We start from the raw sequence: 20,870 nt of genomic DNA, 5'->3' as shown, positions 1-20,870 counted from the left end.
ACATGTGTGTCGGTGGTTCATAGCGGCGGGGAAAAGCCCCGGCCCCTTCCGAACCCGGGAGCTAAGCCCGCCCGCGCCGATGGTACTGCCCCCGGGGGGGTGGGGGAGAGTAGGTTACCGCCGACCCAACAACCCAAAACAACAACTGCATATCCACGGCCCCGCACACCACACGTGCGGGGCCGTTGCGCTCTCACCCCTCACCGGTGAAACAGGCATCACCCCTTTTGGTCGGGCCCAACATGCGTTAGAACTCGAACACTGCACCTCGTTACCGCCATACGAACATGGTGGTAACGAGGTGCTGGTTTCGAGTTTCAGCACCCCCCGGGACCAGACGGGGTGTGAGCGCTCTTCGAAATGTAGCCCACTGGCGCTCTTTGAAAAGTAGCCCAGTGTGGTCTTGGGTTATTGTGCCTGATGTGGTTGCGGGGCGGGGGTTGTTGCGGGGATTTCCCTGCCTTTGATGCGGTGGCTGGTGCCGCGGTGTTGGAAGATTTTGGCGTGGTGGACAATACGGTCAACCATCGCGGTGGCGACAGTGACGTCGCCGAAGCATTGCGCCCATTGGGAAAATGCCAGGTTGGACGTGACAATGATGGAGCCGTGTTCGTACCGGCGGGACACGAGTTGGAAGAACAGGTTCGCGGCGTCGGCCTCAACTGGGATGTAGCCGAGTTCGTCGATGATGAGCAGGTGGTAGCCGCTTAAGCGTTTCAAGGTTGGTTCCAACCTGCCCATCGCGTGTGCTTCGGTCAGCGTGTTGACCCACCCGGCGGCGGTGTCGAACAAGACCCGGTAGCCTTGCTGGGCTGCGGTGACGCCGAGTGCTGTGGCGAGGTGTGTTTTACCGGTGCCGGGCGGGCCGAGGAGGACGACGTTTTCGGCGGTGGCGACCCACGCGCCCGTTTCAAGACGGGCGATCTCTGCCCGGTCGATTGCGGGTTGGGCGGTGAAGTCGAAGTCGGCGATGGTTTTTATCGAGGGGAAGCCGGCGCGTTTGACGCGTTGGGTGGCGCCGGATTCTGCTCTGGCGGTGGCTTCGACAGACAGCACTGCGGCGAGGTATTCCTCGTGTGTCCAGGATTCGGCGCGGGCTTGTTCCGCGATGGTTGCGTGGATGCTGGCGATGCGGGGTGCTTTGAGCTGCCTGGCGTAGCGGTTAATTGTTGCGGTGGTGTCGTGTGCTGGGGTGCGGGTCATGCCGTGGTCCTTTTCGCAGGGCTTGAGGTGATGCGGTCATAGACGGTGAGGTCGGCGGCGGCGATGTCGAAGCTGGGTTTCGGTGCAGGCGTGGTTGCGCGCTGCTGGCGCATTGCTTTGGCCGCGGCCTGGTGGGCGGGGTCGGTGATTGTGCGGCCTTTCGCCCAGATTCTTTGGTGGGAGGCGATTGTTTCCCCGCCCGGGCCGGTCACGATGACCTGGTGCAAGGTGGTGTGCACCGTGACGAGTCGGTCGACGTAGGCGGGGTCGACGCTGTAGTGGTTGGTGTCGACGGTGACGTAGTAGTTACGCGGCAGCCGCACTGCGGGGCGGGTGCCGAAGGTCGGTGTGTATGGCGGTAGCGGCCGCATCCCGGCCCGATCTGTGGCGAAGGCTTCAGCTGGTGAAGTCTTCAACACCGCGTGTGTTCTCACGTTGGCAACGGTGGTGAACCAGTCGTCGAGCTGGGCTTGCACATCCTTCGGACTGGTGAAGCGCCGTGCCGGGAAGAACGAGGTTTTCATGTACCCGTTGGTGCGCTCAACGATGCCTTTGGATTCCGGGTCCCTGGGTGGGGTTTGCACGATCTTGCAGCCCAACGCGCCGGCGAACGCGATCACCGGTTCGCACAGTCTGGCCCTGCCGATGCCCGATTCGCGGTCCCACACCAGTCGGGTGGGAACCCCTGTGAAGGTGTGCTCGAGGAGATCCCACATCCCGGCCAGAAGGTCGTCGGTGGTGCGCGACGGCAAGATCCGCGCCCCGGCGAAACGGGAATGGGAAGCAACCATCACCAACACCGGCAGCTTGCGAAACGCTCCGGTGTCATCGGGCAGCCCGCCCGGAGCGAACGTCAGGTCGCACTGGATCTCATGTCCCGGCAGGTGGTCCAGCGTGTCGACCGGATCTGGTGGAAGGTATTCCGGGCGTATTTTGGCTACGTTTTTGCGGAACCATGATTCTGACCCTTCCCAACCGACGCGCTGAGCGATGACTTTCGCGTTCAACCGGGGCGACTCGGCCAACAGGGCGCGCACCGCCGGCTCATAAGCGTCGAAACTCGTTGACCTGGCCGGGCGTGGAGAGTACTTCGGGGGAGAGTCAGACGTCAGAGCGCGTTCAACGGTTTTCTTCGCGCAGCCGACTTCCTCAGCGATCTTCCTGATTGATAGTCCCTGCCCACGCAGGAACCGAATTTGAGCCCATTGATCCAAAGAAATCACCCATCCAATCTTTTTCGGATGGGCTACATTTCGAGGAGCGTTTTGGGCTACTTTTCAACGAGCGCTGACACGGGGTCTGGTCCCCCGCCACAGGCCATCTGGTTCACCCCCCACACCGCCGCGGGCCGGTAAATAGGCATATTCCCCACCCGGGCCCCGCGCCCACAAACAGGCATAACCCCAGGTCGGTGCTCCATGGTAGGCGAATATGCCTGTTTGCAATATGCCTGTTTGGAAAAACCAGGCCACCACAGGCCACCGCGGGCCACCGAACCGGCCGCCGAGCCCACCCGGCGACGCCGCGGGCCGGTAAACAGGCATATTCCCCACCCGGGCCACACGCCAACAAACAGGCATAACCCCAGGTGGCTGATCCCCGGGAGGCGAATATGCCTATTTGCAATATGCCTATTTGTGGAAATGCGTATTTGCGGAGATGCCTGTTCACGAGAAAACAGGCACAACACCAAGGCAGCTAGAGCCAGGGGTCGGCGGCGAAGGTCCGCGGACTGCCGCTGAGGGGGTCGATGAAGTCGAGACCAGTAGATGTCAGGCGCAAGGGGATGGTGAAGTCTCCGTCGTCGGAGGCATGCACGGTGGGGTAGACGGGATCGCCGAGAATCGGCACGCCGGCCGAGCACATGTGGACTCTCAGCTGGTGCGTCTTGCCGGTCACCGGTTCTAGCAGGTACCGGGACAGAGGGTGCGAGACTCCGTGGATGCGCTGCAGGCGCTGCTCTTCGGTAGGGGCGAGGCGCAGAACCGAACGCAGGACGGTTTCCGAGTTCGGCTCGGCGCTGGCGACCTCCCGCGAGGCGATCTCCCCGGGACGCTTTTCGATGTGGCTGCGCCATGTAACCGGGGAGGTAACGCCCGTGTGGGCGGCGACCGCCTCGTACCGTTTGTGCACCTCGCGGCGGGCGAAGAGCTCCTGGTACGCGCCGCGGATGTCGCGGCGTTTGGTGAGAAGGAGTAGGCCCGAGGTCATGCGGTCGAGGCGGTGGGCTGGCGTGAGCTCCTCGTTGCCCGTGGCGCGGCGCAGGCGGACCGTCGCGGTCTCGGTGATGTGGGCCGCCCGCGGCATGGTGGCGAGGAAGGGAGGCTTGTTCACCACCATGATGTTGGCGTCCTCGTAGACCGTCTCAATGTCGTAGGGTACGGACGGTTCGGGCGCGGGCCTACGGTAGAAGAAGAGGTCGGTGCCGGCGGGGATGGGGGTTGAGGGTTGTACTGGGGTTGCGTCGATAAGCACAACAAGCCCCTCGTCAAACCTCCGGAGCACGGCCGCCTCATCATCGTCCGGGTGACGGTGGCGCTGCGTGGCAACGAGGTGCAAGATGAAGTCGAACGCGGAGATTGGCTCGGGCCCGTCGTGTCGGACGCGCGAGGCGCCGAGGCCGTCTCGGGGCGGGAGGGGGATTTTCGGGTGCTTCGCGCGGGCCATAGTGTGTAGTAGATTATCCGCCATGGATCTCGCGGCTCTACTTGAACCTGTGCTGGCCTTCTTCCGGGAGGGAGTGGGCAAGGCGATCTTCGACGCCCTGACCTTCGTGTACAAGCTGCTGTACCCCGCAAATGCGGAGGCGGCGAAGCCGGTGGTCATCCCCAAGTAGCCGGTGGCTCGTGCGGGTAAACTGCTGGATATAAGCAGTTGCCTACCGGAAAGGGCGAGGTATGTCCCGCGAAAATGAGCAAGACACCCCGGTTGTGGAGGCCACCGATGTGGTGGTGGCCGTAGACGGCAGCCCGGCGTCCAACAATGCTGTGCGCTGGGCCGCGAACACCGCCGCTAAGCGCGACGTGCCGCTGCGCCTGGCGTCGAGCTACACGCTGCCGCAGTTCCTCTACTCCGAGGGCATGGTGCCCCCGCAGGAACTGTACGACGACCTGCAGCGCGAGACCCTGCGCAAGATCGACGATGCCCGTGAGATCGCGCTGTCGGTGAACCCCGACCTGCGCATCGGTCACGCTGTGGCGGAGGGTTCGCCCATTGACATGCTGCTGGAGATGTCCCGCGACGCGGCCATGATTGTCATGGGCTCGCGTGGCTTGGGCGGGCTCTCCGGCATGGTGCTGGGCTCTGTTTCCGGCGCGGTTGTTTCCCACGCATCCTGCCCGGTTGTGGTGGTGCGAGAGGATAACGCCGTTAACGACGAAAACAAGTACGGGCCCGTGGTGGTGGGTGTCGACGGCTCCGAGGTGTCCCGTCGCGCCACCGAGGTGGCGTTCCAGGAGGCGCAGGCACGCGGCGCCGAGCTGATCGCTGTGCACACCTGGATCGACTCGCAGGTTCAGGCTCCGGGGGCGGGCTTTGCCATCACCGAGGACCGGTGGGAGGAGGTGCACACTGAGAAGTCCGAGCTGTTGGACAACTACCTCCGCGAGTTGGGTGAGGCCTACCCGGATGTGCAGATGGGCAAGATCATCACCCGCGACCGGCCCGTCCGCGCACTGACCGAGGCGGCCGCCGGCGCGCAGCTGCTGGTGACCGGCTCGCACGGCCGCGGCGGGTTCAAGGGGATGCTGCTCGGCTCCACCTCCCGTGCACTGCTGCAGTCTGCTCCGTGCCCGATGATGGTGGTCCGCCCCAGCTCGTAGGCCGTGGTAGCCCCGATCGCCGTATCGTTGGCGAATCGTGACCAGCATGCTCCCTTCCGGTGATCAACAAAACCTACACCTAGGGGCATAATAGGGCTGGTAAACGTATCACTGATTCCTTTGAAAGGGATATAGACATGACTCCTACCCTCGGTTTCATCGGCTGGCTGGTTATCGGCGGCCTGGCAGGCTGGGTTGCTTCCATGATTCAGAAGACGGACGCCCAGATGGGCCTCGGCCTCAACATCGTGGTGGGCATCATCGGCGGCCTCCTCGGTGGCTGGCTGCTCACCCTCTTCGGCGTCGACGTGGCGAGCGGCGGCTTCTTCTTCAGCTTCCTCACCTGCCTCCTCGGCGCGGTGATCCTGCTCTGGATTGTCAAGGCCGTGACCGGTCGCAGGAGCTAAGTACGCCGCGGAGCGCAGTATCCCCCCGAGGTGATCGAAACGATCACGTCGGGGGGATTCTTCATGTCCGAGCTATGAACGGAAATCGGCTCCGCCATGGGGAGCGCGGTAAGCTAGACGCACCGGTTTGTCTAGTTCCGCCCCCAGGGCGGCCCCTGCGATGCGGAAGAGAAGGAGACGGGCGTGACCAACGCTGCTACAGGCGCCAAAGCGGGCGCCGACTCGAGCACCGATTCGAGTAAGAAGAAGGCCAGCACGCGCCGCCGTAACCGCCCCAGCCCGCGCCAGCGGCTTCTCGACGCCGCCACCAAGCTCTTCAACGAGGAAGGCATCCGCGTCATCGGCATCGACCGCGTCCTCCGCGAGGCCGACGTGGCGAAAGCATCCCTGTACTCCCTCCTCGGTTCCAAGGATAACCTGGTAGTGGCATACCTTGAGCGCATGGACGAGGAATACCGCCAGCGGTGGACCGAGCGGGCCGCCGTGGCCAACGACGCGGACGGCAAGATCCTCGCCTTCTTCGACATGGCCATCGAGGAGGAGCCGGCCAAGAACTTCCGCGGTTCCCCCTTCTTCAACGCCGCGAACGAGTACCCGCGCCCCGAGACCGACTCGGAGCGGCGCATCGTGGACACGAGCCTGAACCACCGGCGCTGGATGCACGAGACGCTCGCGGCGCTGCTCACATCGAAGAACGGCTACGACTCCTCGGAGCAGGCGGACGAGCTGCTCATCTTCCTCGATGGCGGCCTGGCGGGCGCCCGCTTCACCCAGTCAGTGGCTCCCCTTGAAACGGCCCGCCAGCTGGCGAAGAGCACGCTCGGCGCGCCGCCGGCGGATTACTCCATCTAAGACTCGGCCGGCTCCCATCGGGTGTGGCCCTCGAGGGTGGGGGCCACGGCGATGCCCGCGGCCGCCGCCTTCGCGGCAGCTCGGGCTGCGGCGCGCTCTTCAGTCTGGCGGCGCATCAGTTCCTTGCGCGCGGACTTGCGCTGCTTGTTCAGCAGTTTCTTCTCCGCCTTCTCATCCAGCTTGGCCTGCTTGCGCTGAAGCTTCGCGTCGCGGAGCTCGCGGTGCACGCGCAGGGCGGTGTGGGGGCGCAGCACGGCGCTCGCGCGCTTGCGGCGGGCGGCGCGCTTTCGGGCCTTCACCTCGCGGTTCTCGCGGAGGTACGTGGCGCGGGCGTCGCGCTGGTGCTCGCGGTGCACCTCCTCGGCGGGGAATTTGCGCACCACCATCACCCAGAACACCGCGGTTTGCGTGGCGGTGAAGAGGTTGTTCACAACCCAGTACATCAGCAGGGCAATCGGCACGAGGCCGGTGAGACCACCCATGGCCAAGCTGACTGCCACAAACGGGATGACCAAGTACACGAAGCGGTACATGCGCCGCGTAACGGTGCTGTCCCACTCGAGTGTGGAGCGGGTGCGCAACTGGCTGACCACCATGTTGGTGGAGGTCAACACGATGGCGGTGATGATGAGGGGGAGCGCTAGGGAGCGGACGTCGATAAGCGAAGTGCCCAGGAAGTCGAACTGCTCGTCCGTCATCGAGACGTACGCCGGGAGGGGCACCCCGTGGAAGGTGGCGTTGCGGAAGGAGGTGATCTCCGCGTCGGTGAGCACGCCGATGCGGCGGTCCCCAGCCGCGCCCGGCACCGCCATCCAGAGCAGGAGGCGGTAGAGACCCAGGAACATCGGGATCTGAATCATCGCCGGCACACAGCTGGCAAAGGGGTTATAGCCGTGATCTTTCTGGATCTGCTTGCGGGCGTCCTCCTCGGCGCGGAGGTCCTCCGGATCCACCGACTTGCCGTAGCGCTCCTCCACGGCGTTCAAGTGCGGGCGCATGAGGAAGGACTTGCGGGTGGATTTGAACGTCTGCCACGCGAAGGGGAGGATGATGCCGCGGATGGTGAGCACCAGCAGCACGATGCAGGGCACCCAGGCCCGCACCTCGTCCATTCCGAAGACGCCTACGAGCATCCAGTGCCAAAACCGCATCACCGCGGACACCGGGTAGACGAGCATTTCCAGCATGTGCGTTAATGTTAGGCCATGACTCGGGCATCCACCCCACCGCTGTGGCCGGAGCCGCGCGGCGCGCAAGGCCCGCCCGCACCGACAGAGCAGCAGCCACCTTCACCGGCACCCGCGCCCGCGCCCGCAGCCGCGCCGGCGCAGCGGCGCCCGCGCCCGTCGCAGGTGATCGGCGAGCTGTTCCTCACCGTGGGCGTGATCCTGCTCCTCTTCGCCTTCTACGAGTCGTACTGGACCAACCTGGCATCGGGGAGGATGCAGCAGGAGGCCGAGCACCAGCTGGAGATGAAGTGGGACGGTAACTGGGTCAACCCCCGCGAGCGGGCCAAGCCTGCCCTCGGCGACGCGTTCGCGCGCATGTACATCCCGGCGTTCGGCTCGGACTACCAGTTCGCCATCATCGAGGGCGTGGACGAGCAGTCACTGCTTGTCGGCCCGGGCCGCTACCCGGACACGCAGCTGCCGGGCGAGCCGGGCAACTTTGCCGTGGCCGGGCACCGCGTGGGCAAGGGCGCGCCCTTCAACGACCTCGGGGCGCTGAAGGCGTGCGACGCAATTGTCGTGGAGACCCGCTCAGAGTGGGTGACGTCCCGCGTGATGCCGATGGCGCTGGCCCCCCCGCCCCGCCGCGGGGAGGGCGCCGGCTGCCTGCCCGCCGAGCTGAACGAGCGCGTTGCCGCGGGGGACTACGCCGCGGTGCAGGGCCGCCACATCACGCTGCCGGGGGACGTGAACGTGATCAACCCGATGCCGGAGACGCCGTCGGTGGAGGTGGTCCCGGGCATGGAGGCGCTGATCACGCTCACGACGTGTCACCCGCAGTTCTCCAACGCGGAGCGCATGATCATCCACGCGGTGCAGACGGAAACCATGCCCAAGAGCCCCGGCGACGGCGGGCAGGCCGCGCTGCCGCCCGCGATGAGCGAGCTGGGTTAGAGGCCGGATAACAGGAGGTACACGCGATGTACGAATACTTGTGGCGCAAGCTCCCGGGCCCGCCGGTGGTGAAGTGGCTGCTCACCGCCGTCATCCTGGTGGCGCTGTTCCTATTGCTGATGGAGGTCGTGTTCCCGTGGGTCTCGGCGCAGATGCCGTATAACGACGTCGCGGTGTAGCACCTGTTCTCTTATACACATCTCCGAGCCCACGAGACGGACTCCTATCTCGTATGCCGTCTTCTGCTTGAAAAAAAAAATTAACGTCTTCTGCCCGGCGCCCCACCTAACCCCCACCCGGCGCTCACATCCAGCGCGGCACGGGCGGCGTCCACGCGCGCATCGCGTTGAGCAGCTCAATCGGGTCGTCGGCCACCAGCAGGTGGTCGCGGTCGGTCTGGCGCACGAAGCCGTGGGCGACCATGTGGTCCACCATCTCGAGCAGCGGCCGCCAGAACTCGGCGCCGAGCAGCCCGATGGGTTTGGAGTGGATGCCGAGCTGTTGGCTCGTCCATTCGTCGAAAAGCTCGTCGAGCGTGCCGGTGCCCCCGGGCAGTGCGATGAACCCGCCGCTCAGCTCGCTCATCCGCGCCTTGCGCTGCGCCATCGTCTCGACGATCTCGAGCGTGTCCAGCGCGTCGAACTTCAGCTCGTAATTGGCCAGGTGGGTGGTGAGCACGCCGTGGGTAGGGCCTTTGCTTGCCGACGCCCCCTTTGCCACCTCCCCCATCAAACCCAGCTTGGAACCCCCGTACACCAGCGTGATCCCCGCCCTGGCCAGCGCCTCCCCGAGGGAGAACGCCAGCGCCGAGGTGGCCGGGTCTGTGCCGGGCCGCGCGCCCGCGAACACCGTGACCGCCCCGAGGTTGCGTGGCCGCAGCGCCGGGAAAATGCGCGTGGCCAAAAGTGGCGCGAGCTCCACGTGGGGCGCCGCGGGGTCCACCCACGCGTACTCGGCGATCTCCGCGGCTGGCGCCGGGGTGGCCAACATTTCCGCGGCGGCCCCGGCGACGGTGAAGACAGTGGAGGTCACGGTGTGGCCTGGCTCGTTTGACGCGGCCGCGGTGAAGCGCCCGAGGTAACCAAGCTCGCCTCGGGGCACGGCCAGCCCGGTCTCCTCCAGCGTCTCGCGCAGGGCGGCGTCCACCATCGTCTCGCCAGCCTCCGGCTTGCCGCCGGGCAGCTGGAACCGGGGGCTCGCGTGCTTGCGCACGCACAGCACCTCCCCGCCGGCGCGGCGGATCACCAGCGCGGCGACCGCGATGTCCGGCTTGGGCTCTGGCTTGGGCTCTGGCTTGGTCATAGGCCCAGGGTAGCGATGACCTGCTCCGCCACCAGTTGCGCCTTGACCGACTCGTCCTGGTTGGTAAACACCGTCACCGCGGTATCCCCCTTGGCCACGGAGTACGCCGCCCCGATGCGCCCCGGCACCTCGCCGCCGCCGTGGCGCCCGCCGTTCCAGCCGGGGGGCTGGTCCGCCGGCGCCGTGAGATCCACCGGTGCTGCCCAGTCCACCACCCGCATGGCCTCTGTGGGCGACGCCATGCGCCGCACCACCACGGTCAGCTGCGGCTCCTCGGGGTAGGACCAGAACTGGCAGGCGGGCGGGTCGAAGCGCGCGAAGGGAGAGGGAGTGTGGGGGGGGAGAGGAGGCGGGAGGCGGGAGAGGGGACACGCGTAAGATCGTCGGCAGCGTCGGAGGTGTATAAGAGACAGGGGTGGGGGAGGCGGTGTGCTCTGAGGGGGCGTCGACAAGCGAACAGCCCGAAAGCGCAAGGATAGCGCACGCGCACACGGTGGGTAGTGTCAGACGCATGAGCTCCAGACTAGTGATGTTGGAGCGGGACCCCGCGGACATCCCGGACAACAAAGCGCTCGACACGGGTATCACCGTCCTGTCGGTGAGCCTGGTCATCATCTCCCTGTTCGCGCTCGCGCGGATGCCGCTGAACGCCGCGCTGCTGCACATCGTGCTCGTCTCCGCCTTCTCCTTCCTCCTCTTCTACGGGCTCATGGAACTGCCGCGCTGGGGCGCGCTCGGGCGCGCCACGTGGCTGGTTGGCACCACCGCGGTGTGGATGGCGGACATGGCCGTCTCGCCCGTGGCCGTGTACTGGGTGTTCATCCTCTTCTTCATCTCGCTGCGCGCGTTCAACGACTGGCGGGGCGTGGCATTTGTCGCCGCGGGCCTAGCCATCGCGGTGGGCTTCCAGGTGCCGTCCGGGCTCACCCTCGGCGGCGTGCTCGGGCCGGCGCTCTCCGCCGTGGTGGTGGTGGCCATCAACTACGCCTTCACCACCATCGGGAGAGTAAGCCGGGAGCGGGAGGCGCTTATCGACGAACTCCTGGCCACGCGCGAGCAACTCGCAGCGTCCGAGCGGGAGGCCGGCCGCGCCCAGGAGCGCGAGCGCCTCGCCCACGAGATCCACGACACGGTGGCCCAGAACCTTTCTTCCATTCAGATGCTGCTGCACGCCGCGGAGCGCGACCTGCGCGCCACGGGCCTCGGCGAGGAGGAGCTGGAGGCGCCCATGAAGCGGATGGAGGCGGCGCGCCGTGCCGCGTCCAACAACCTCGCGGAGACACGGGCCATGATCGCCGCGCTGACGCCAGCGGGGCTCAGGGAAGCGCCCTTAAGTCAAGCCCTCGAGCGCATCGCGCGCGACTTCGCCGCGGCGAGCGACATGGACATCGAGGTGGAAACCCACGGCGAGGCGGGCAACCTGCCCATGCGCACCGAGGCCGGTTTGCTGCGGATCGCGCAGGGGGCGGTGTCCAACGCCGTGCAGCACTCCGGGGCGAGCCGCGTGCGGGTGACGCTCAATTACGAGCCCGGCGGCGCGCGCCTGGACGTGGTGGACAACGGCACCGGCTTCGACGTGGCGGCGCAGGCAGGCAAACCCGCGGGGCTCGGCCACCTCGGGCTCGACGCCATGCGCTCACGCGCGGCGGAGCTGGGCGGGGAGCTGACCATCGAATCCGCGCCGGGCGGGCCGACCGCGCTGAGCGTGGCCGTGCCGGCGGGGCCGGCGGTGCCGGCAGGACGCAAGGGGACCCGGGGATAGGATGAGGGCATGATTCGCGTGTTGCTAGCAGACGACCACGAGATCGTGCGCCTGGGCCTGCGCGCCGTGCTCGAGGATGCCGAGGACATCATGGTGGTCGGCGAGGTGGCAACCGCGGAAGGGGCCATCGCCACCGCGCAGGCCGGCGGCGTGGACGTGGTGCTGATGGACCTGCGCTTCGGCGCCGGGGTGGAGGGCACCCGCGTGATGACTGGCGCGCAGGCTACCGCGGAGATCAACGCCACCATGCAGCAACCGCCCAAGGTGCTGGTGGTGACCAACTACGACACGGACGCGGACATCCTGGGCGCCATCGAGGCCGGCGCGGTGGGCTACCTGCTCAAGGACGCGCCGCCGGAGGAGCTGGTGGCGGCGGTGCGCTCCACCGCGCGGGGGGACGCGTCGCTCTCGCCCGTGGTGCGCGACCGCCTCGACGCGCGGGAGCAGACCCCGCGCTCCTCGCTCACCCCGCGCGAGCTTGAGGTGCTGCAGCTGGTGGCGGCGGGTTCCTCCAACCGGGAGATCGGCGGGGAGCTCATGCTCTCCGAGGCGACCGTGAAGAGCCACCTCGTGCACATCTACGACAAGCTGGGTGTGCGCTCGCGCACCTCGGCCGTGGCCTCCGCGCGCGAGCTCGGGGTGCTGTAGGCCCGCTGCCTACTGCTGCTGCCTATTGCCTACTGCTGCTGCTTGCTGTGCAGCTCGGCGGCGAGCTGGGTCAGGTCGTCCTCGATCGCGTTGTGCGTGAGGCGCTGCTGCTCGGGGCTGGCGTGCTCGGCGTTGCGGACGGCCTGATCCAGGTTGGTCAGCCGCACGCGGGCGTCCTCGGCGAAGCCGCGGGGCACGGAGGCCTCGTTGTCCAGGTTCGCGCGCATGGCCTCGATGCGTGCCTTCAGCTCGGCGCCGCGGCCGGAGTGGCGCGCCAGATCCTGCGAGGTCAAGCCCATGTCGGAGGCGCGGTTGTTCAGCTTCTGCTGCTGCGCGGAGGTCAGCGCCTTGTAGATCAGCGGCAGCACGATCGGGACCAGCGCGCGGGCGCCGCCGGCGAACTTGGTGGCCTTCTTCCGGGTCAGGCCGGACTGCTCGATGCGCTTGAGGTGGGCCTGAGCGAGCTGCTTCTCGTGCTTGCGCTTGCGCTTCAGGCCCTTCTTCTCCTCCTTGAGCAGGCGCTTCTCGGCCTTGTCCAGCAGCTCGGCGGTGCGCTTGTCCGCCCGCGCCTCGTCCCGCGCGTACTTGCGGGCGCGCGCCTCGGCGGACTTCACCTGAGCCTGAGCCTGGGTGAGCTTCGCGGCTGCCTTTGTGCGGCTCTTCTTCCGCGACTTGCGGATGGTCTTGAGAATTCCCATGGGGCTGCTCCTGTGTGTAAATCCTTCGCTTCGCCCCACCACCATACCCGGACGCGTCGAGCCGCCTCCCGGGTAAACTCGCAAATATTGTGAATCACCCATCCCCCGTGCGAGCGTCCGACCTGGTGGGTTGCCGCTACCGGCTCCGCCAGCGCGCCGCGCACCCGGATGTCCCCCCGCTGCCGGAGGCGCTGGAGCGCAAACCCCGGCTCGACGCAGCCCGCGCGCTGGTGCTGGACCAGCTGCCGGTGAAGCGGGCGGTGGGGGACGGCCGGGGTCGGGCGTTCGTGCGCGTGGACCTGGATCCGGCGCAGGCGGACGAGCTGCGCGTCGCGGAGACGTGGGCGGCGGTACGCAAGCGCGCGCACCTCATCACCAACGCGGCACTGCGCGGGGAGATCGACGGCGTGGACGTGCTGGCGGAGGTAGACGTCCTGGTTCGCGTGGGCGGGCCGGGCGAGCCCGCGCGCTACCTCCCCGTGATCATCTCGGACCACCGCGTTGCCCGGCCGCACGCAGAAGAGACGCTGGAGATGGTTGCGGTGAACCGCCTCGGCCTCTCCGCGCCGTTGAAGGTGGGCGCGAAGGCCCGCCACCACACCCTGGACGGCTACCGGTTGGCGCTGGCGGAGCTCCTCCTGCGGGCGCACGGGCTGGCCACGGGCCGCGGCGGCGTGATCGGCCAGGACCGCTCGCGTGTGTACTTCGCCGACACCACCCGCTACGCCCCCGCGGTGCGCGGGGCGCTCGCCGCCCCCACCCCCACCGAGCCAAAGCGCCTGAAGCAGTGCGCCACCTGCAGGTTCTGGCCGCTGTGCAGGCCGCGCCTGGAGGAGCTCGACGACATTTCTCTGGTGCTGCCCGGCGGCCGGGGCGACGCGTGGCGCGAGCGGGGGCTCACCACGGTGCAATCGCTTATCGACGCCTCCGTTGGAGAGCCCTCCCGCATCGCCGCGGCCTGGCGCGAGGGCATTCCGGTGCTGCGCCGCCCCGGCACGATCGAGGTGCCGCGCGCCGACGTGGAGGTGGACATTGACATGGAGGCCTACCTGGATCAGGGCGCCTACCTGTGGGGCACGTTCGACGGCCGTGCCTACCGCGTCTTCGCCACCTGGGAGGAAGTGGGCGGCGCCGCCGAAGAGGCCAACTTCGCCGCCTTCTGGAGCTGGTTGACCCAGCTGCGCGAGACCGCGCACGCCGCCGGCAAGACCTTCCGCGCCTACTGCTTCTCCGCGAGCGGCGAGAACTACTGGATGCAGGCTTCCGCCCGCCGCTTCGGCAGCATGGATGCGTCTGAGGTGCAGGCCTTCATCGCCTCCGAGGAGTGGGTGGACGTCTTCGCCATCGCCCGGCGCCACCTCGTGGGCACGGACGGGCTTGGCCTGAAGGTGCTCGGGCCCGCCGCCGGGTTCGAGTGGGAGGACGCGGGCATGGACGGCGAGCGCTCCGTGGCCCTGCGCCGCGCCGCCCGGCTCGGGGACGCGGACGCCCGCGCCATGCTCCTGCGCTACAACGAAGACGATTGCCGCGCCACCCGCGCCGTCCGCGAGTTCCTCGCGGCCCAGGCGCCGGGTGTCCCGGAGCTTTTTGCTTAGCGACGCTCCCGGTACGCCAACCACCCCGCCACCAGCGTCAATACCCCCAACAGCCCGGCGAGCACACCGACGAAGCCCGCCCACGGCAGCGCCTCGAAGGCCCGGCCGGTGAGCGCGCCGAGCACCGAAGACCCGAGGTAGTAGGAGAAGACGTACAGGCTGGAGGCCTCCGCGCGGTCCCGCTCAGCGATCTGCCCCACCCACCCGGACGCGGTGGAGTGGACGGCGAAGAAGCTGGCCGTGAACACGAGCAGGCCCGCGAGCGTGAGCCCCAAGTGGTGGCTCGCCCCGATGAGCGCGCCGACGAGCATGAGCACCGCCCCGGCGAGCACCACGCGGCCGCGGCCGAACCGGGAGATGAAGGTGCCCGCCCGGGCGCTGGACCACGTGCCGGACAGGTACATCACAAAGGTCAGCCCCGCCAGCGCCGGCGGGAGGCCGAAGTCGTGGATCGCCCGGTAGCCGAAGAAGTTGTACATGGACACGAACACGCCCATGCCGATGAAGCCGCACGCGGCCAGGGCCACCAAGCGGGGGTTGGCCAGGTGGCGCGCCACCGCCTTTATCTCCGCGCCGGGCCGGATCGAGGCCTTCGGGCGAAAGTTGCGCTGCTCCGGCAGCATCCACCACGCGGCCGCGGCGAGCGCGAAGCTCACCGTGCCGCTGACCATGAGCGCCCACCGCCACGACGCCACCTCCAGCACGAACGCGGGCACGAGCCTGCCCATTAGCCCGCCAACGGTGTTGCCGGCGATGTAGAGGCCCATGGCCCTGGGCAGGTCTCGCTCGTCGATCTCTTCACTCAGCCACGCCATGGCTACCGCCGGCGTGCCGGCGATGAGCACGCCCTGCAGGGCGCGTAGCGCGATCATCTGCCCGATGGACTGGCTCAGCGGCAGGACGAGGCCCATGGCGGTGGCGGCCGCGGCGGAGATGGTGAGCACCCGGCCGCGCCCGAACTTCTCTGAGAGGATCGATGCCGGCACCACGCACACTGCCAACGCGCCGGTCGCCGCCGAGACAGTGAGCGCGGCCTGCGACGGGCTCACGCCCAGCGCCTCAGTGAGCGTGGGCAGCAGCGCCTGGGTGGAGTAGAGGCAGGAGAAAATGGCCAGGCCCACAAACAGCATCCCCACCGTGGCCCGCCGGTACTCGGGTGTGCCCCTGCGTATCGCTTCCCGCTGCTCACCTGTCCCGGCCATGCAGACCATGGTGGCCCTGCCTGCGACCCGGCGCAACAAAAAACCGGCATCCGCCGCGGGGGCGGGTGCCGGTGTATGCGCGATAAACGCTGAGAGCGCTTAGGCGGCGGCCTTTGCGTAGCGCTCGTTCACGTCGGCCCAGTTCACAACGTTCCACCAAGCCTCGACGTAGTCGGCCTTGACGTTCTTGTACTGGAGGTAGAAGGCGTGCTCCCACATGTCGAGCATGAGCACCGGGGTGAAGTCCACGGAGACGTTGCCCTGCTGGTCAGTCAGCTGCTGGATAATCAGGCGGCCAGCGATGTGGTCGTAGCCGAGCACGGCCCAGCCGGAGCCCTGCAGGCCGGTGGCCACGCCGGAGAACTGCTTCTTAAAGGCCTCGAAGGAGCCGAAGTCGCGGTCGATGGCCTCGGCGATCTCACCGGTGGGGTTGCCGCCGGCGTTTGGTGCCATGTTCTTCCAGAAGATGGAGTGGTTGGTGTGGCCACCCAGGTTGAACGCGAGGTTCTTAGACAGCGCGCGCAGGCGGTCCGGGTTGGCCTCGCCGTTGCGCTCTGCCTCGAGGGCGTCGAGCGCGGCGTTGGCGCCGGCAACGTAGGTTGCGTGGTGCTTGTCGTGGTGCAGCTGCATAATCTCCGCGGAGATGTGCGGCTCAAGCGCGTCGTACGCGTAGGGGAGTTCCGGAAGCTCGTAAACAGCCATGGTGGTAAGTCCTTTCGCTTGCGTTCGGTTGACGGGCCCCATGGTAGACACTTTTGCGCGGCCCGGGGGGAACAGGCGGGCTGCCTGGGGCGTTATGGCGGGTATGGGATTCCTTTTTGCCCCTGAACCGAAGCTTGTCGCCCCGGAGCAGGCCCTGCCGGGCCGCAGCGAGCCGATCTTGGCCAACCCGGGCCCGCACGCCGTGCTGGGCACCCCGATCACGGGACCGTGGAAGCCGGAGCAGCGCCGCATCCTGGTGGGCATCGGCTGCTTCTGGGGCGCGGAGAAGATGTTCTGGGAGCTCGAGGGCGTGGACTCCACCTCCGTGGGCTACGGCGGGGGCGTGACCGAAAACCCCACGTACCGCGAGGTGTGTACCGGGCAGACCAACCACGTGGAGCTGGTGGAGGTGGTTTATGACCCGGCGAAGCTGGAGCTGAAGGAGATCGTGCGCACGGCGCTCGAGGCGCACGACCCGACCCAGGGCTACCGCCAGGGCAACGACGTGGGCACGCAGTACCGCTCCGCCTTCTTCACCGACACGGAGGAGGAAGCCGAGCAGATCCGCCGGTGGATCGGGGAGTACGAGCAGTCCCTGGCCAGTGCCGGATACGGGGACATCACCACCGAGGTCCGCGCGGGCGCGGACTATTACCTCGCCGAGGACGAGCACCAGCAGTACCTGCACAAGGTGCCGAACGGGTACTGCCCGCACCACTCCACCGGCGTGGCCTGCGGGATCTAAGTCCCGCTTTAGTACCCGTACTTTGAGGGGAAGCCGCCGGAGGGTTTGCGCAGCTTGGTGGCGTCGTTGTGGATCCACTCGGCGGCGCGCTCGATCTCGCCGCGGCTCAGGCCCGCGCCCTCGCCGTGAACCACGGCGTTCCAGTACGCCACTGTCTCGTCGTGGTAGTTGTGCCCGTGAGGCGAGGGCACGTTCTTGGACACCAGCTGGTCAATCGCCACCTGCCACCAGGTCACCACGGGCATCCAGCGCAGGGAGTTGAGCACGTCGAGGCGCTGGGCGCGCGGGGCGGGGCGGTCGCGCGAGCCCGGCTCCTTCAGCCAGTCCGGGGCGCGCCAGATCAAGCTCGGTTCCCACCACACCACCGGGTCGGAGGCGTGCTGGGCGAAGACGTAGCGCGGCTCCTCCCACGTGCGGGCGTAGGGGTTGCCCTGGTAGTCGTGCTCGAGGTGGTCGGGGTGGGCGACGAAGCGGGCGTGGCGGCCGCCGTCGACAAGCGGGAGACGCTGCGGGGAGCCCTCCTCGCGCGCGCGGGTGAGTGCGCTGTGGTTGCGGGCGAAGCCAGGCACGCCGGTGAAGACGCCGCCGCAGGTGTCGCTCAGAAACTCGTCCACGCTCTCGAAAACATCGGAGACGCCGTAGGCCCCCAGGGATTCGCCGCCCACGTACAGCTTGGGCGCGGCACCCGCGTCCAGCTTGGCCATCTCGGCGCGGATCGCCTCCACGAGGGCGCGCGAGGAGCGCACGGGGGACTCGTGGTCCGCCACGTAGGAGTAGGCCGACGGCAGGAAGGAGTACTGCACGGCCACGATGGCGCAGTCTCCGCGGGTGACAAACTCCAGCCCGGAGGTGTGGAAGTCATTGATCCAGCCGGTGCCGGCGGCGGACATCACGGCGATGTGGCGGCGCTCGAACGCGCCGGTGCGGTGCATCTCCGCCACCGCCTCCTGCGCCATCGCCTCGAAGTCCGGTGCGGCCTCCGCGTCAAGGTCGTGCAAACCGATGAAGATGCGGATGGGCTCCTTCGCCTCGCCCGTGCCGAGGACGCGCTCGATGTCGCGCTTGCGGGGCCCGCCCGCCACCAGCGCGCGGCCCTGGCGCCCGAGCGAGTCCCACGCCACGGTGGAGGCGGGGGAGCCGGAGCGCTCGGGCTCGGTTGGGCGCTGGGCACCGCGCATGAACGCCCGGTCCAGCTCCTGGGCCTGGCGCGAGATGCGGGAGAAGCCCTGGCGGATGACCAACCGGTCCGCGAAGAGGAAGATGAAGCCGGCGCCGCCGAGCACGGCCAGCGGCCAGGAGGTGACGGGCGGTAGGCGGCGCCCCAGCAGCGTATTGAGCGCGTCGATGAAGGTCTGGATCACCTCGCCCAGCGCCAGCAGCGAGCCGTAGCCCACGGTGCCGAGGGTGAGTCCGACGATGGTCTCGAGGCTGCCGCGGCTCTCGCCCTCCACCTCCACCAACTTTTCCTGCTTGCTGCTGCGGTGCATGGAAAGGCCGTAGACGGTCACGGTCACCCCGCTCATGGCCACGCGCACGGGCGTGGGCAGCGGTCCGCGCCGGCCCACGCCGGCGGGGCGCAGCACCTGGGCCACGGCGGTGGCGATGCCGTGCCCGATGCCCTGGAGTACCGCCACGTTTGCGGTGGTGGTCCACCAGTTGTGGGGCAGCAGGGAGGGCGAGACCGCGCCCCAGGTGGCCACCTCGGCGCCGAGCGCGCCCGCGCGGAAGCTCTGCGGCAGGCGCTGGAGGCCGCGCAGGCGGAGCGCCGGGGTGAGGTCCGCGAAGACCTGCAGCGCGGCCACGGGGGCGGCGAGGATGCCGTCGCGGCTCACGGAGTAGCGCCGGCGCGCGCGGTCGACGGCGTTGATGGCGTCGCGTAGTGCGGGGCGGCGGGACGAGGTGGTGAAGGGGGCGTCGAAAAGCACGAAGCTCATTGTCCCAAAACTCGCTCACGCGCGCGGCGGGCCTAACCTGGCAAGGGTGAGCGGAACGAAGATTGTGGCGCATCGCGGCTACTCGGGCGTGTACCCGGAGCTGACCAGGAGGGCGTTCGAGGAGGCGCTGAAGCTGCCGATCCACGGCGTCGAGTGCGACGTGCGGCTGACCCGGGACCAGAAGCTAGTGGTTTTCCACGACGCGGCCGTGAACCGGACCACGAACGGCCACGGCACGGTCTCGCGCATGGACTGGGCTCAGCTGCGGGAGCTCAACGCGGGCACTGAAGAGGATCCGCAGCGCATTTTGCTTCTCGACGAACTCCTTGAACTCATGCAGGACTACCCCGACAAGCACATCTACATCGAGACGAAGCACCCCACGGTGTACGGCCCGGAGGTGGACGAGCAGACGCTGCGCGTGCTGCGCTACAACCACCTGTGGGACGCGGAGCGCGTGCACGTGGTGTCCTTCTCCCACAAGGCAGTGCGCTACTTCACGCAGTTCGCCCCAGAGCTGGAGACCTTTTATTTGTTCCGGCTGCGCGAGCTGCGGTTCAACCCCACCAACCGGATGTTCTCGCGGCCCGTTGGCGTGGGGCCGTCCCTGGGGCACCTGCAGGCGAAGCCGGAGCTTTTGGGCTACCGGGGGCTGAAGACGTACACGTGGACCGTGAACACCCCGCGGGAGATGCGGTGGTGCGCGGACCGCGGCGTGGACGTAATGGTCACGGACCTGCCCGAGCTGGCGCTGGAGACCCTGGCGCCTGAGACTCTCGCCGCGGACTGAGGGGGCGGGCGGTGCCGTAGACTTTGGCGCCATGGCAAAGAAGAACCGCAAGAAGAACGACACCGCTGACCTGCCCGAGGGCATGAGCCGCCGTCAGGCCAAGCTCGCCGCCCGCGCCGCCGAGCGCGAGGCGCTGGCCAAGGACCCGCGCCCCTTCGGCGGGCTGGCCATGGAGGCGGACCTGATCGCGCTGCAGGAGTTCGTGCCCTCCGCCGTGGCGCAGCTCGAGGTGGGCGGCGTGCCGGTGAACCTGGTCACCGTGCTGCCGGGCGCCGGCGCCGCCATGGTGCGCCCCGCCGAGGACGGCGGCGAGCGCTTCGTGGCTCTCCAGGTCGGCTCACACTCGCAGAACCCCGGCCGGGACCTCGCCTACGCCCTTGCCTGGGCGGCCGGTGCGGAGCCGGGCGAGAGCCTGCAGTCTACGGCCGCGGACGGTACCCAGCCGGAGCTTTCCTCGCTTATCGACGCAACCGCCCAGCTCACCATCCACGAGCACAGCGACTTCAACTGGTGGTTCGCCGAGGGCGCCCAGCTGCCGCCCGAGGTGCGCCAGGCGCTCGGCCGCGCGAACGAGGCGGTGATGCCGTCCACCCAGGTGAAGGTGGACGCGCCGGGCTCGGTGTGGTGGGTGAACCCGGGCGGCGGCAAGGCCCACATCCGCTGGGTGCGCCCGGAGGAGAACGAGAACCAGATGCTCTCGGCCCTGGCGCGCATCGCGGCCCGCGGCGAGCTCACCCTGGGCGAGGGCACCAAGTTCGCCGGGGCATTCCGCACCCACGGCGTGGTGGTCCCCGTGTGGGACCTGGACCCGGCCGTGGACGCCCAGAGCTACGCCGCGGCGCTGAGCTCCCTGAACGCCAGCATCGAAGCCGAGTACGGCAACGCCGCGCAGCTGAACGCCGAGGAGCGCAAGCAGCTGGACAACATCAAGTCGCGGCAGGTCACGATCTAGGGGCGTAGCGGCACAAACAAGCATATTGGCGCAAACAGGCATATTCCAAACAGGCATATTGCCTCCCGGGAAAATCTGACCTGGGGATATGCCGGTTTGACCCTTGCCGGGGCGCAACCGAATATGCCTGTTTG

22 protein-coding genes and 1 rRNA gene are annotated in these 20,870 nt (G+C 68.0%); 13 read left to right on the top strand and 10 right to left on the bottom strand.

Going from position 1 to position 20,870, the window contains the following annotated elements:
• Window positions 1–8: 8 nt before the first annotated feature.
• Window positions 9–126, top strand: a 5S ribosomal RNA gene (rrf, locus tag BN4252_RS06770).
• A 282-nt stretch (window positions 127–408) separates the two neighbouring features.
• Here rrf and istB read toward each other — a convergent pair.
• The 3 genes from istB to BN4252_RS06755 form a co-directional block, all read right to left on the bottom strand.
• Complete coding sequence (gene istB / locus BN4252_RS06765; protein WP_066526885.1) at window positions 409–1,203, bottom strand: IS21-like element helper ATPase IstB; 795 nt, start codon at window positions 1,201–1,203, stop codon at window positions 409–411.
• Window positions 1,200–2,426 (bottom strand): IS21 family transposase, encoded by a 1,227-nt coding sequence (istA, locus tag BN4252_RS06760; protein WP_143341181.1) that lies wholly within the window; start codon window positions 2,424–2,426, stop codon window positions 1,200–1,202. The genes istB and istA overlap by 4 nt, the downstream gene beginning before the upstream one ends.
• A gap of 475 nt (window positions 2,427–2,901) precedes the next feature.
• On the bottom strand, window positions 2,902–3,870 hold the full coding sequence (locus tag BN4252_RS06755; RefSeq protein WP_230208595.1) for a pseudouridine synthase: 969 nt from the start codon (window positions 3,868–3,870) through the stop codon (window positions 2,902–2,904).
• Window positions 3,871–3,892: 22 nt separating this feature from the next.
• Here BN4252_RS06755 and BN4252_RS11320 point away from each other — a divergent pair, with 22 nt between their 5' ends.
• The 4 genes from BN4252_RS11320 (at window position 3,893) to BN4252_RS06740 (ending at window position 6,283) form a co-directional block, all read left to right on the top strand.
• A complete protein-coding gene (locus BN4252_RS11320) occupies window positions 3,893–4,039 on the top strand; it encodes a hypothetical protein (RefSeq protein WP_187370933.1) in 147 nt (48 codons plus the stop codon).
• A gap of 61 nt (window positions 4,040–4,100) precedes the next feature.
• On the top strand, window positions 4,101–5,024 hold the full coding sequence (locus tag BN4252_RS06750; protein ID WP_066527993.1) for a universal stress protein: 924 nt from the start codon (window positions 4,101–4,103) through the stop codon (window positions 5,022–5,024).
• 137 nt (window positions 5,025–5,161) lie between these two features.
• A complete protein-coding gene (locus BN4252_RS06745; protein WP_066527992.1) occupies window positions 5,162–5,431 on the top strand; it encodes a GlsB/YeaQ/YmgE family stress response membrane protein in 270 nt (89 codons plus the stop codon).
• A 183-nt stretch (window positions 5,432–5,614) separates the two neighbouring features.
• On the top strand, window positions 5,615–6,283 hold the full coding sequence (locus tag BN4252_RS06740) for a TetR/AcrR family transcriptional regulator (RefSeq protein WP_066527986.1): 669 nt from the start codon (window positions 5,615–5,617) through the stop codon (window positions 6,281–6,283).
• Here BN4252_RS06740 and yidC read toward each other — a convergent pair.
• The gene (gene yidC / locus BN4252_RS06735; RefSeq protein ID WP_078056818.1) at window positions 6,280–7,470 is read right to left on the bottom strand and encodes a membrane protein insertase YidC; all 1,191 of its coding nucleotides are present in this window, start codon (window positions 7,468–7,470) and stop codon (window positions 6,280–6,282) included. The two genes, BN4252_RS06740 and yidC, sit on opposite strands and share 4 nt — an antisense overlap.
• An 18-nt stretch (window positions 7,471–7,488) precedes the next feature.
• Here yidC and BN4252_RS06730 point away from each other — a divergent pair, with 18 nt between their 5' ends.
• Both BN4252_RS06730 and BN4252_RS11315 read left to right on the top strand, forming a co-directional pair.
• The gene (locus BN4252_RS06730) at window positions 7,489–8,406 is read left to right on the top strand and encodes a class E sortase (RefSeq protein WP_078056817.1); all 918 of its coding nucleotides are present in this window, start codon (window positions 7,489–7,491) and stop codon (window positions 8,404–8,406) included.
• A 26-nt stretch (window positions 8,407–8,432) separates the two neighbouring features.
• A complete protein-coding gene (locus BN4252_RS11315; RefSeq protein WP_096877781.1) occupies window positions 8,433–8,585 on the top strand; it encodes a hypothetical protein in 153 nt (50 codons plus the stop codon).
• Between the two features lie 124 nt (window positions 8,586–8,709).
• On the opposite strand, the gene BN4252_RS06720 is transcribed toward BN4252_RS11315, so the two are convergent.
• Together BN4252_RS06720 and BN4252_RS11465 are read right to left on the bottom strand one after the other, a co-directional pair.
• On the bottom strand, window positions 8,710–9,708 hold the full coding sequence (locus tag BN4252_RS06720) for a TIGR00730 family Rossman fold protein (protein WP_078056816.1): 999 nt from the start codon (window positions 9,706–9,708) through the stop codon (window positions 8,710–8,712).
• The gene (locus BN4252_RS11465; protein ID WP_230208594.1) at window positions 9,705–9,965 is read right to left on the bottom strand and encodes a DUF2020 domain-containing protein; all 261 of its coding nucleotides are present in this window, start codon (window positions 9,963–9,965) and stop codon (window positions 9,705–9,707) included. The genes BN4252_RS06720 and BN4252_RS11465 overlap by 4 nt, the downstream gene beginning before the upstream one ends.
• A 254-nt stretch (window positions 9,966–10,219) precedes the next feature.
• On the opposite strand from BN4252_RS11465, the gene BN4252_RS06710 reads away from it, so the two are divergent.
• Window positions 10,220–11,470, top strand: a complete 1,251-nt coding sequence (locus BN4252_RS06710; RefSeq protein ID WP_066527980.1) for a sensor histidine kinase — start codon at window positions 10,220–10,222, stop codon at window positions 11,468–11,470.
• A gap of 9 nt (window positions 11,471–11,479) precedes the next feature.
• A complete protein-coding gene (locus BN4252_RS06705; RefSeq protein ID WP_066527979.1) occupies window positions 11,480–12,118 on the top strand; it encodes a response regulator transcription factor in 639 nt (212 codons plus the stop codon).
• Window positions 12,119–12,147: 29 nt separating this feature from the next.
• Here BN4252_RS06705 and BN4252_RS06700 read toward each other — a convergent pair whose 3' ends face one another.
• A complete protein-coding gene (locus tag BN4252_RS06700; protein WP_066527976.1) occupies window positions 12,148–12,816 on the bottom strand; it encodes a DUF6474 family protein in 669 nt (222 codons plus the stop codon).
• Window positions 12,817–12,905: 89 nt separating this feature from the next.
• On the opposite strand from BN4252_RS06700, the gene BN4252_RS06695 reads away from it, so the two are divergent.
• A complete protein-coding gene (locus tag BN4252_RS06695) occupies window positions 12,906–14,411 on the top strand; it encodes a TM0106 family RecB-like putative nuclease (RefSeq protein WP_230208593.1) in 1,506 nt (501 codons plus the stop codon).
• Here the strand turns inward: BN4252_RS06695 and BN4252_RS06690 are convergent.
• Complete coding sequence (locus tag BN4252_RS06690) at window positions 14,408–15,613, bottom strand: MFS transporter (RefSeq protein ID WP_230208592.1); 1,206 nt, start codon at window positions 15,611–15,613, stop codon at window positions 14,408–14,410. The genes BN4252_RS06695 and BN4252_RS06690 overlap by 4 nt on opposite strands.
• A gap of 99 nt (window positions 15,614–15,712) precedes the next feature.
• On the bottom strand, window positions 15,713–16,315 hold the full coding sequence (locus BN4252_RS06685; RefSeq protein ID WP_066527964.1) for a superoxide dismutase: 603 nt from the start codon (window positions 16,313–16,315) through the stop codon (window positions 15,713–15,715).
• A 103-nt stretch (window positions 16,316–16,418) separates the two neighbouring features.
• Here BN4252_RS06685 and msrA point away from each other — a divergent pair, with 103 nt between their 5' ends.
• Window positions 16,419–17,060: a peptide-methionine (S)-S-oxide reductase MsrA gene (msrA, locus tag BN4252_RS06680; RefSeq protein WP_187370932.1), complete on the top strand. Its 642-nt coding sequence runs from the start codon at window positions 16,419–16,421 to the stop codon at window positions 17,058–17,060.
• Window positions 17,061–17,068: 8 nt separating this feature from the next.
• On the opposite strand, the gene BN4252_RS06675 is transcribed toward msrA, so the two are convergent.
• Window positions 17,069–18,994, bottom strand: a complete 1,926-nt coding sequence (locus BN4252_RS06675; RefSeq protein WP_078056814.1) for an alpha/beta-hydrolase family protein — start codon at window positions 18,992–18,994, stop codon at window positions 17,069–17,071.
• Between the two features lie 46 nt (window positions 18,995–19,040).
• Here BN4252_RS06675 and BN4252_RS06670 point away from each other — a divergent pair, with 46 nt between their 5' ends.
• Together BN4252_RS06670 and BN4252_RS06665 are read left to right on the top strand one after the other, a co-directional pair.
• The gene (locus tag BN4252_RS06670) at window positions 19,041–19,784 is read left to right on the top strand and encodes a glycerophosphodiester phosphodiesterase (protein WP_066527955.1); all 744 of its coding nucleotides are present in this window, start codon (window positions 19,041–19,043) and stop codon (window positions 19,782–19,784) included.
• A 31-nt stretch (window positions 19,785–19,815) separates the two neighbouring features.
• A complete protein-coding gene (locus tag BN4252_RS06665) occupies window positions 19,816–20,736 on the top strand; it encodes a DUF5926 family protein (protein ID WP_066527953.1) in 921 nt (306 codons plus the stop codon).
• Window positions 20,737–20,870: the final 134 nt, after the last annotated feature.

This window comes from Corynebacterium bouchesdurhonense (genome assembly GCF_900078305.2).
In the GTDB taxonomy this organism is placed as follows: domain Bacteria; phylum Actinomycetota; class Actinomycetes; order Mycobacteriales; family Mycobacteriaceae; genus Corynebacterium; species Corynebacterium bouchesdurhonense.
This window is presented reverse-complemented; position numbering and strand designations above follow the sequence as displayed.

Bases quoted from the DNA above. Each gene is read 5' to 3' on its own strand.
- BN4252_RS06665 (WP_066527953.1), top strand. From the start codon at position 19,816: ATGGCAAAGAAGAACCGCAAGAAGAACGACACCGCTGACCTGCCCGAG.
- BN4252_RS11315 (WP_096877781.1), top strand. From the start codon at position 8,433: ATGTACGAATACTTGTGGCGCAAGCTCCCGGGCCCGCCGGTGGTGAAG.
- msrA (WP_187370932.1), top strand. From the start codon at position 16,419: ATGGGATTCCTTTTTGCCCCTGAACCGAAGCTTGTCGCCCCGGAGCAG.
- BN4252_RS06690 (WP_230208592.1), bottom strand. From the start codon at position 15,613: ATGGCCGGGACAGGTGAGCAGCGGGAAGCGATACGCAGGGGCACACCC.
- BN4252_RS11320 (WP_187370933.1), top strand. From the start codon at position 3,893: ATGGATCTCGCGGCTCTACTTGAACCTGTGCTGGCCTTCTTCCGGGAG.
- BN4252_RS06750 (WP_066527993.1), top strand. From the start codon at position 4,101: ATGTCCCGCGAAAATGAGCAAGACACCCCGGTTGTGGAGGCCACCGAT.
- BN4252_RS06720 (WP_078056816.1), bottom strand. From the start codon at position 9,708: ATGACCAAGCCAGAGCCCAAGCCAGAGCCCAAGCCGGACATCGCGGTC.
- BN4252_RS06755 (WP_230208595.1), bottom strand. From the start codon at position 3,870: ATGGCCCGCGCGAAGCACCCGAAAATCCCCCTCCCGCCCCGAGACGGC.
- BN4252_RS06675 (WP_078056814.1), bottom strand. From the start codon at position 18,994: ATGAGCTTCGTGCTTTTCGACGCCCCCTTCACCACCTCGTCCCGCCGC.
- BN4252_RS06700 (WP_066527976.1), bottom strand. From the start codon at position 12,816: ATGGGAATTCTCAAGACCATCCGCAAGTCGCGGAAGAAGAGCCGCACA.
- istB (WP_066526885.1), bottom strand. From the start codon at position 1,203: ATGACCCGCACCCCAGCACACGACACCACCGCAACAATTAACCGCTAC.
- BN4252_RS06710 (WP_066527980.1), top strand. From the start codon at position 10,220: ATGAGCTCCAGACTAGTGATGTTGGAGCGGGACCCCGCGGACATCCCG.
- BN4252_RS06705 (WP_066527979.1), top strand. From the start codon at position 11,480: ATGATTCGCGTGTTGCTAGCAGACGACCACGAGATCGTGCGCCTGGGC.
- yidC (WP_078056818.1), bottom strand. From the start codon at position 7,470: ATGCTGGAAATGCTCGTCTACCCGGTGTCCGCGGTGATGCGGTTTTGG.
- BN4252_RS06685 (WP_066527964.1), bottom strand. From the start codon at position 16,315: ATGGCTGTTTACGAGCTTCCGGAACTCCCCTACGCGTACGACGCGCTT.
- BN4252_RS06730 (WP_078056817.1), top strand. From the start codon at position 7,489: ATGACTCGGGCATCCACCCCACCGCTGTGGCCGGAGCCGCGCGGCGCG.
- BN4252_RS06745 (WP_066527992.1), top strand. From the start codon at position 5,162: ATGACTCCTACCCTCGGTTTCATCGGCTGGCTGGTTATCGGCGGCCTG.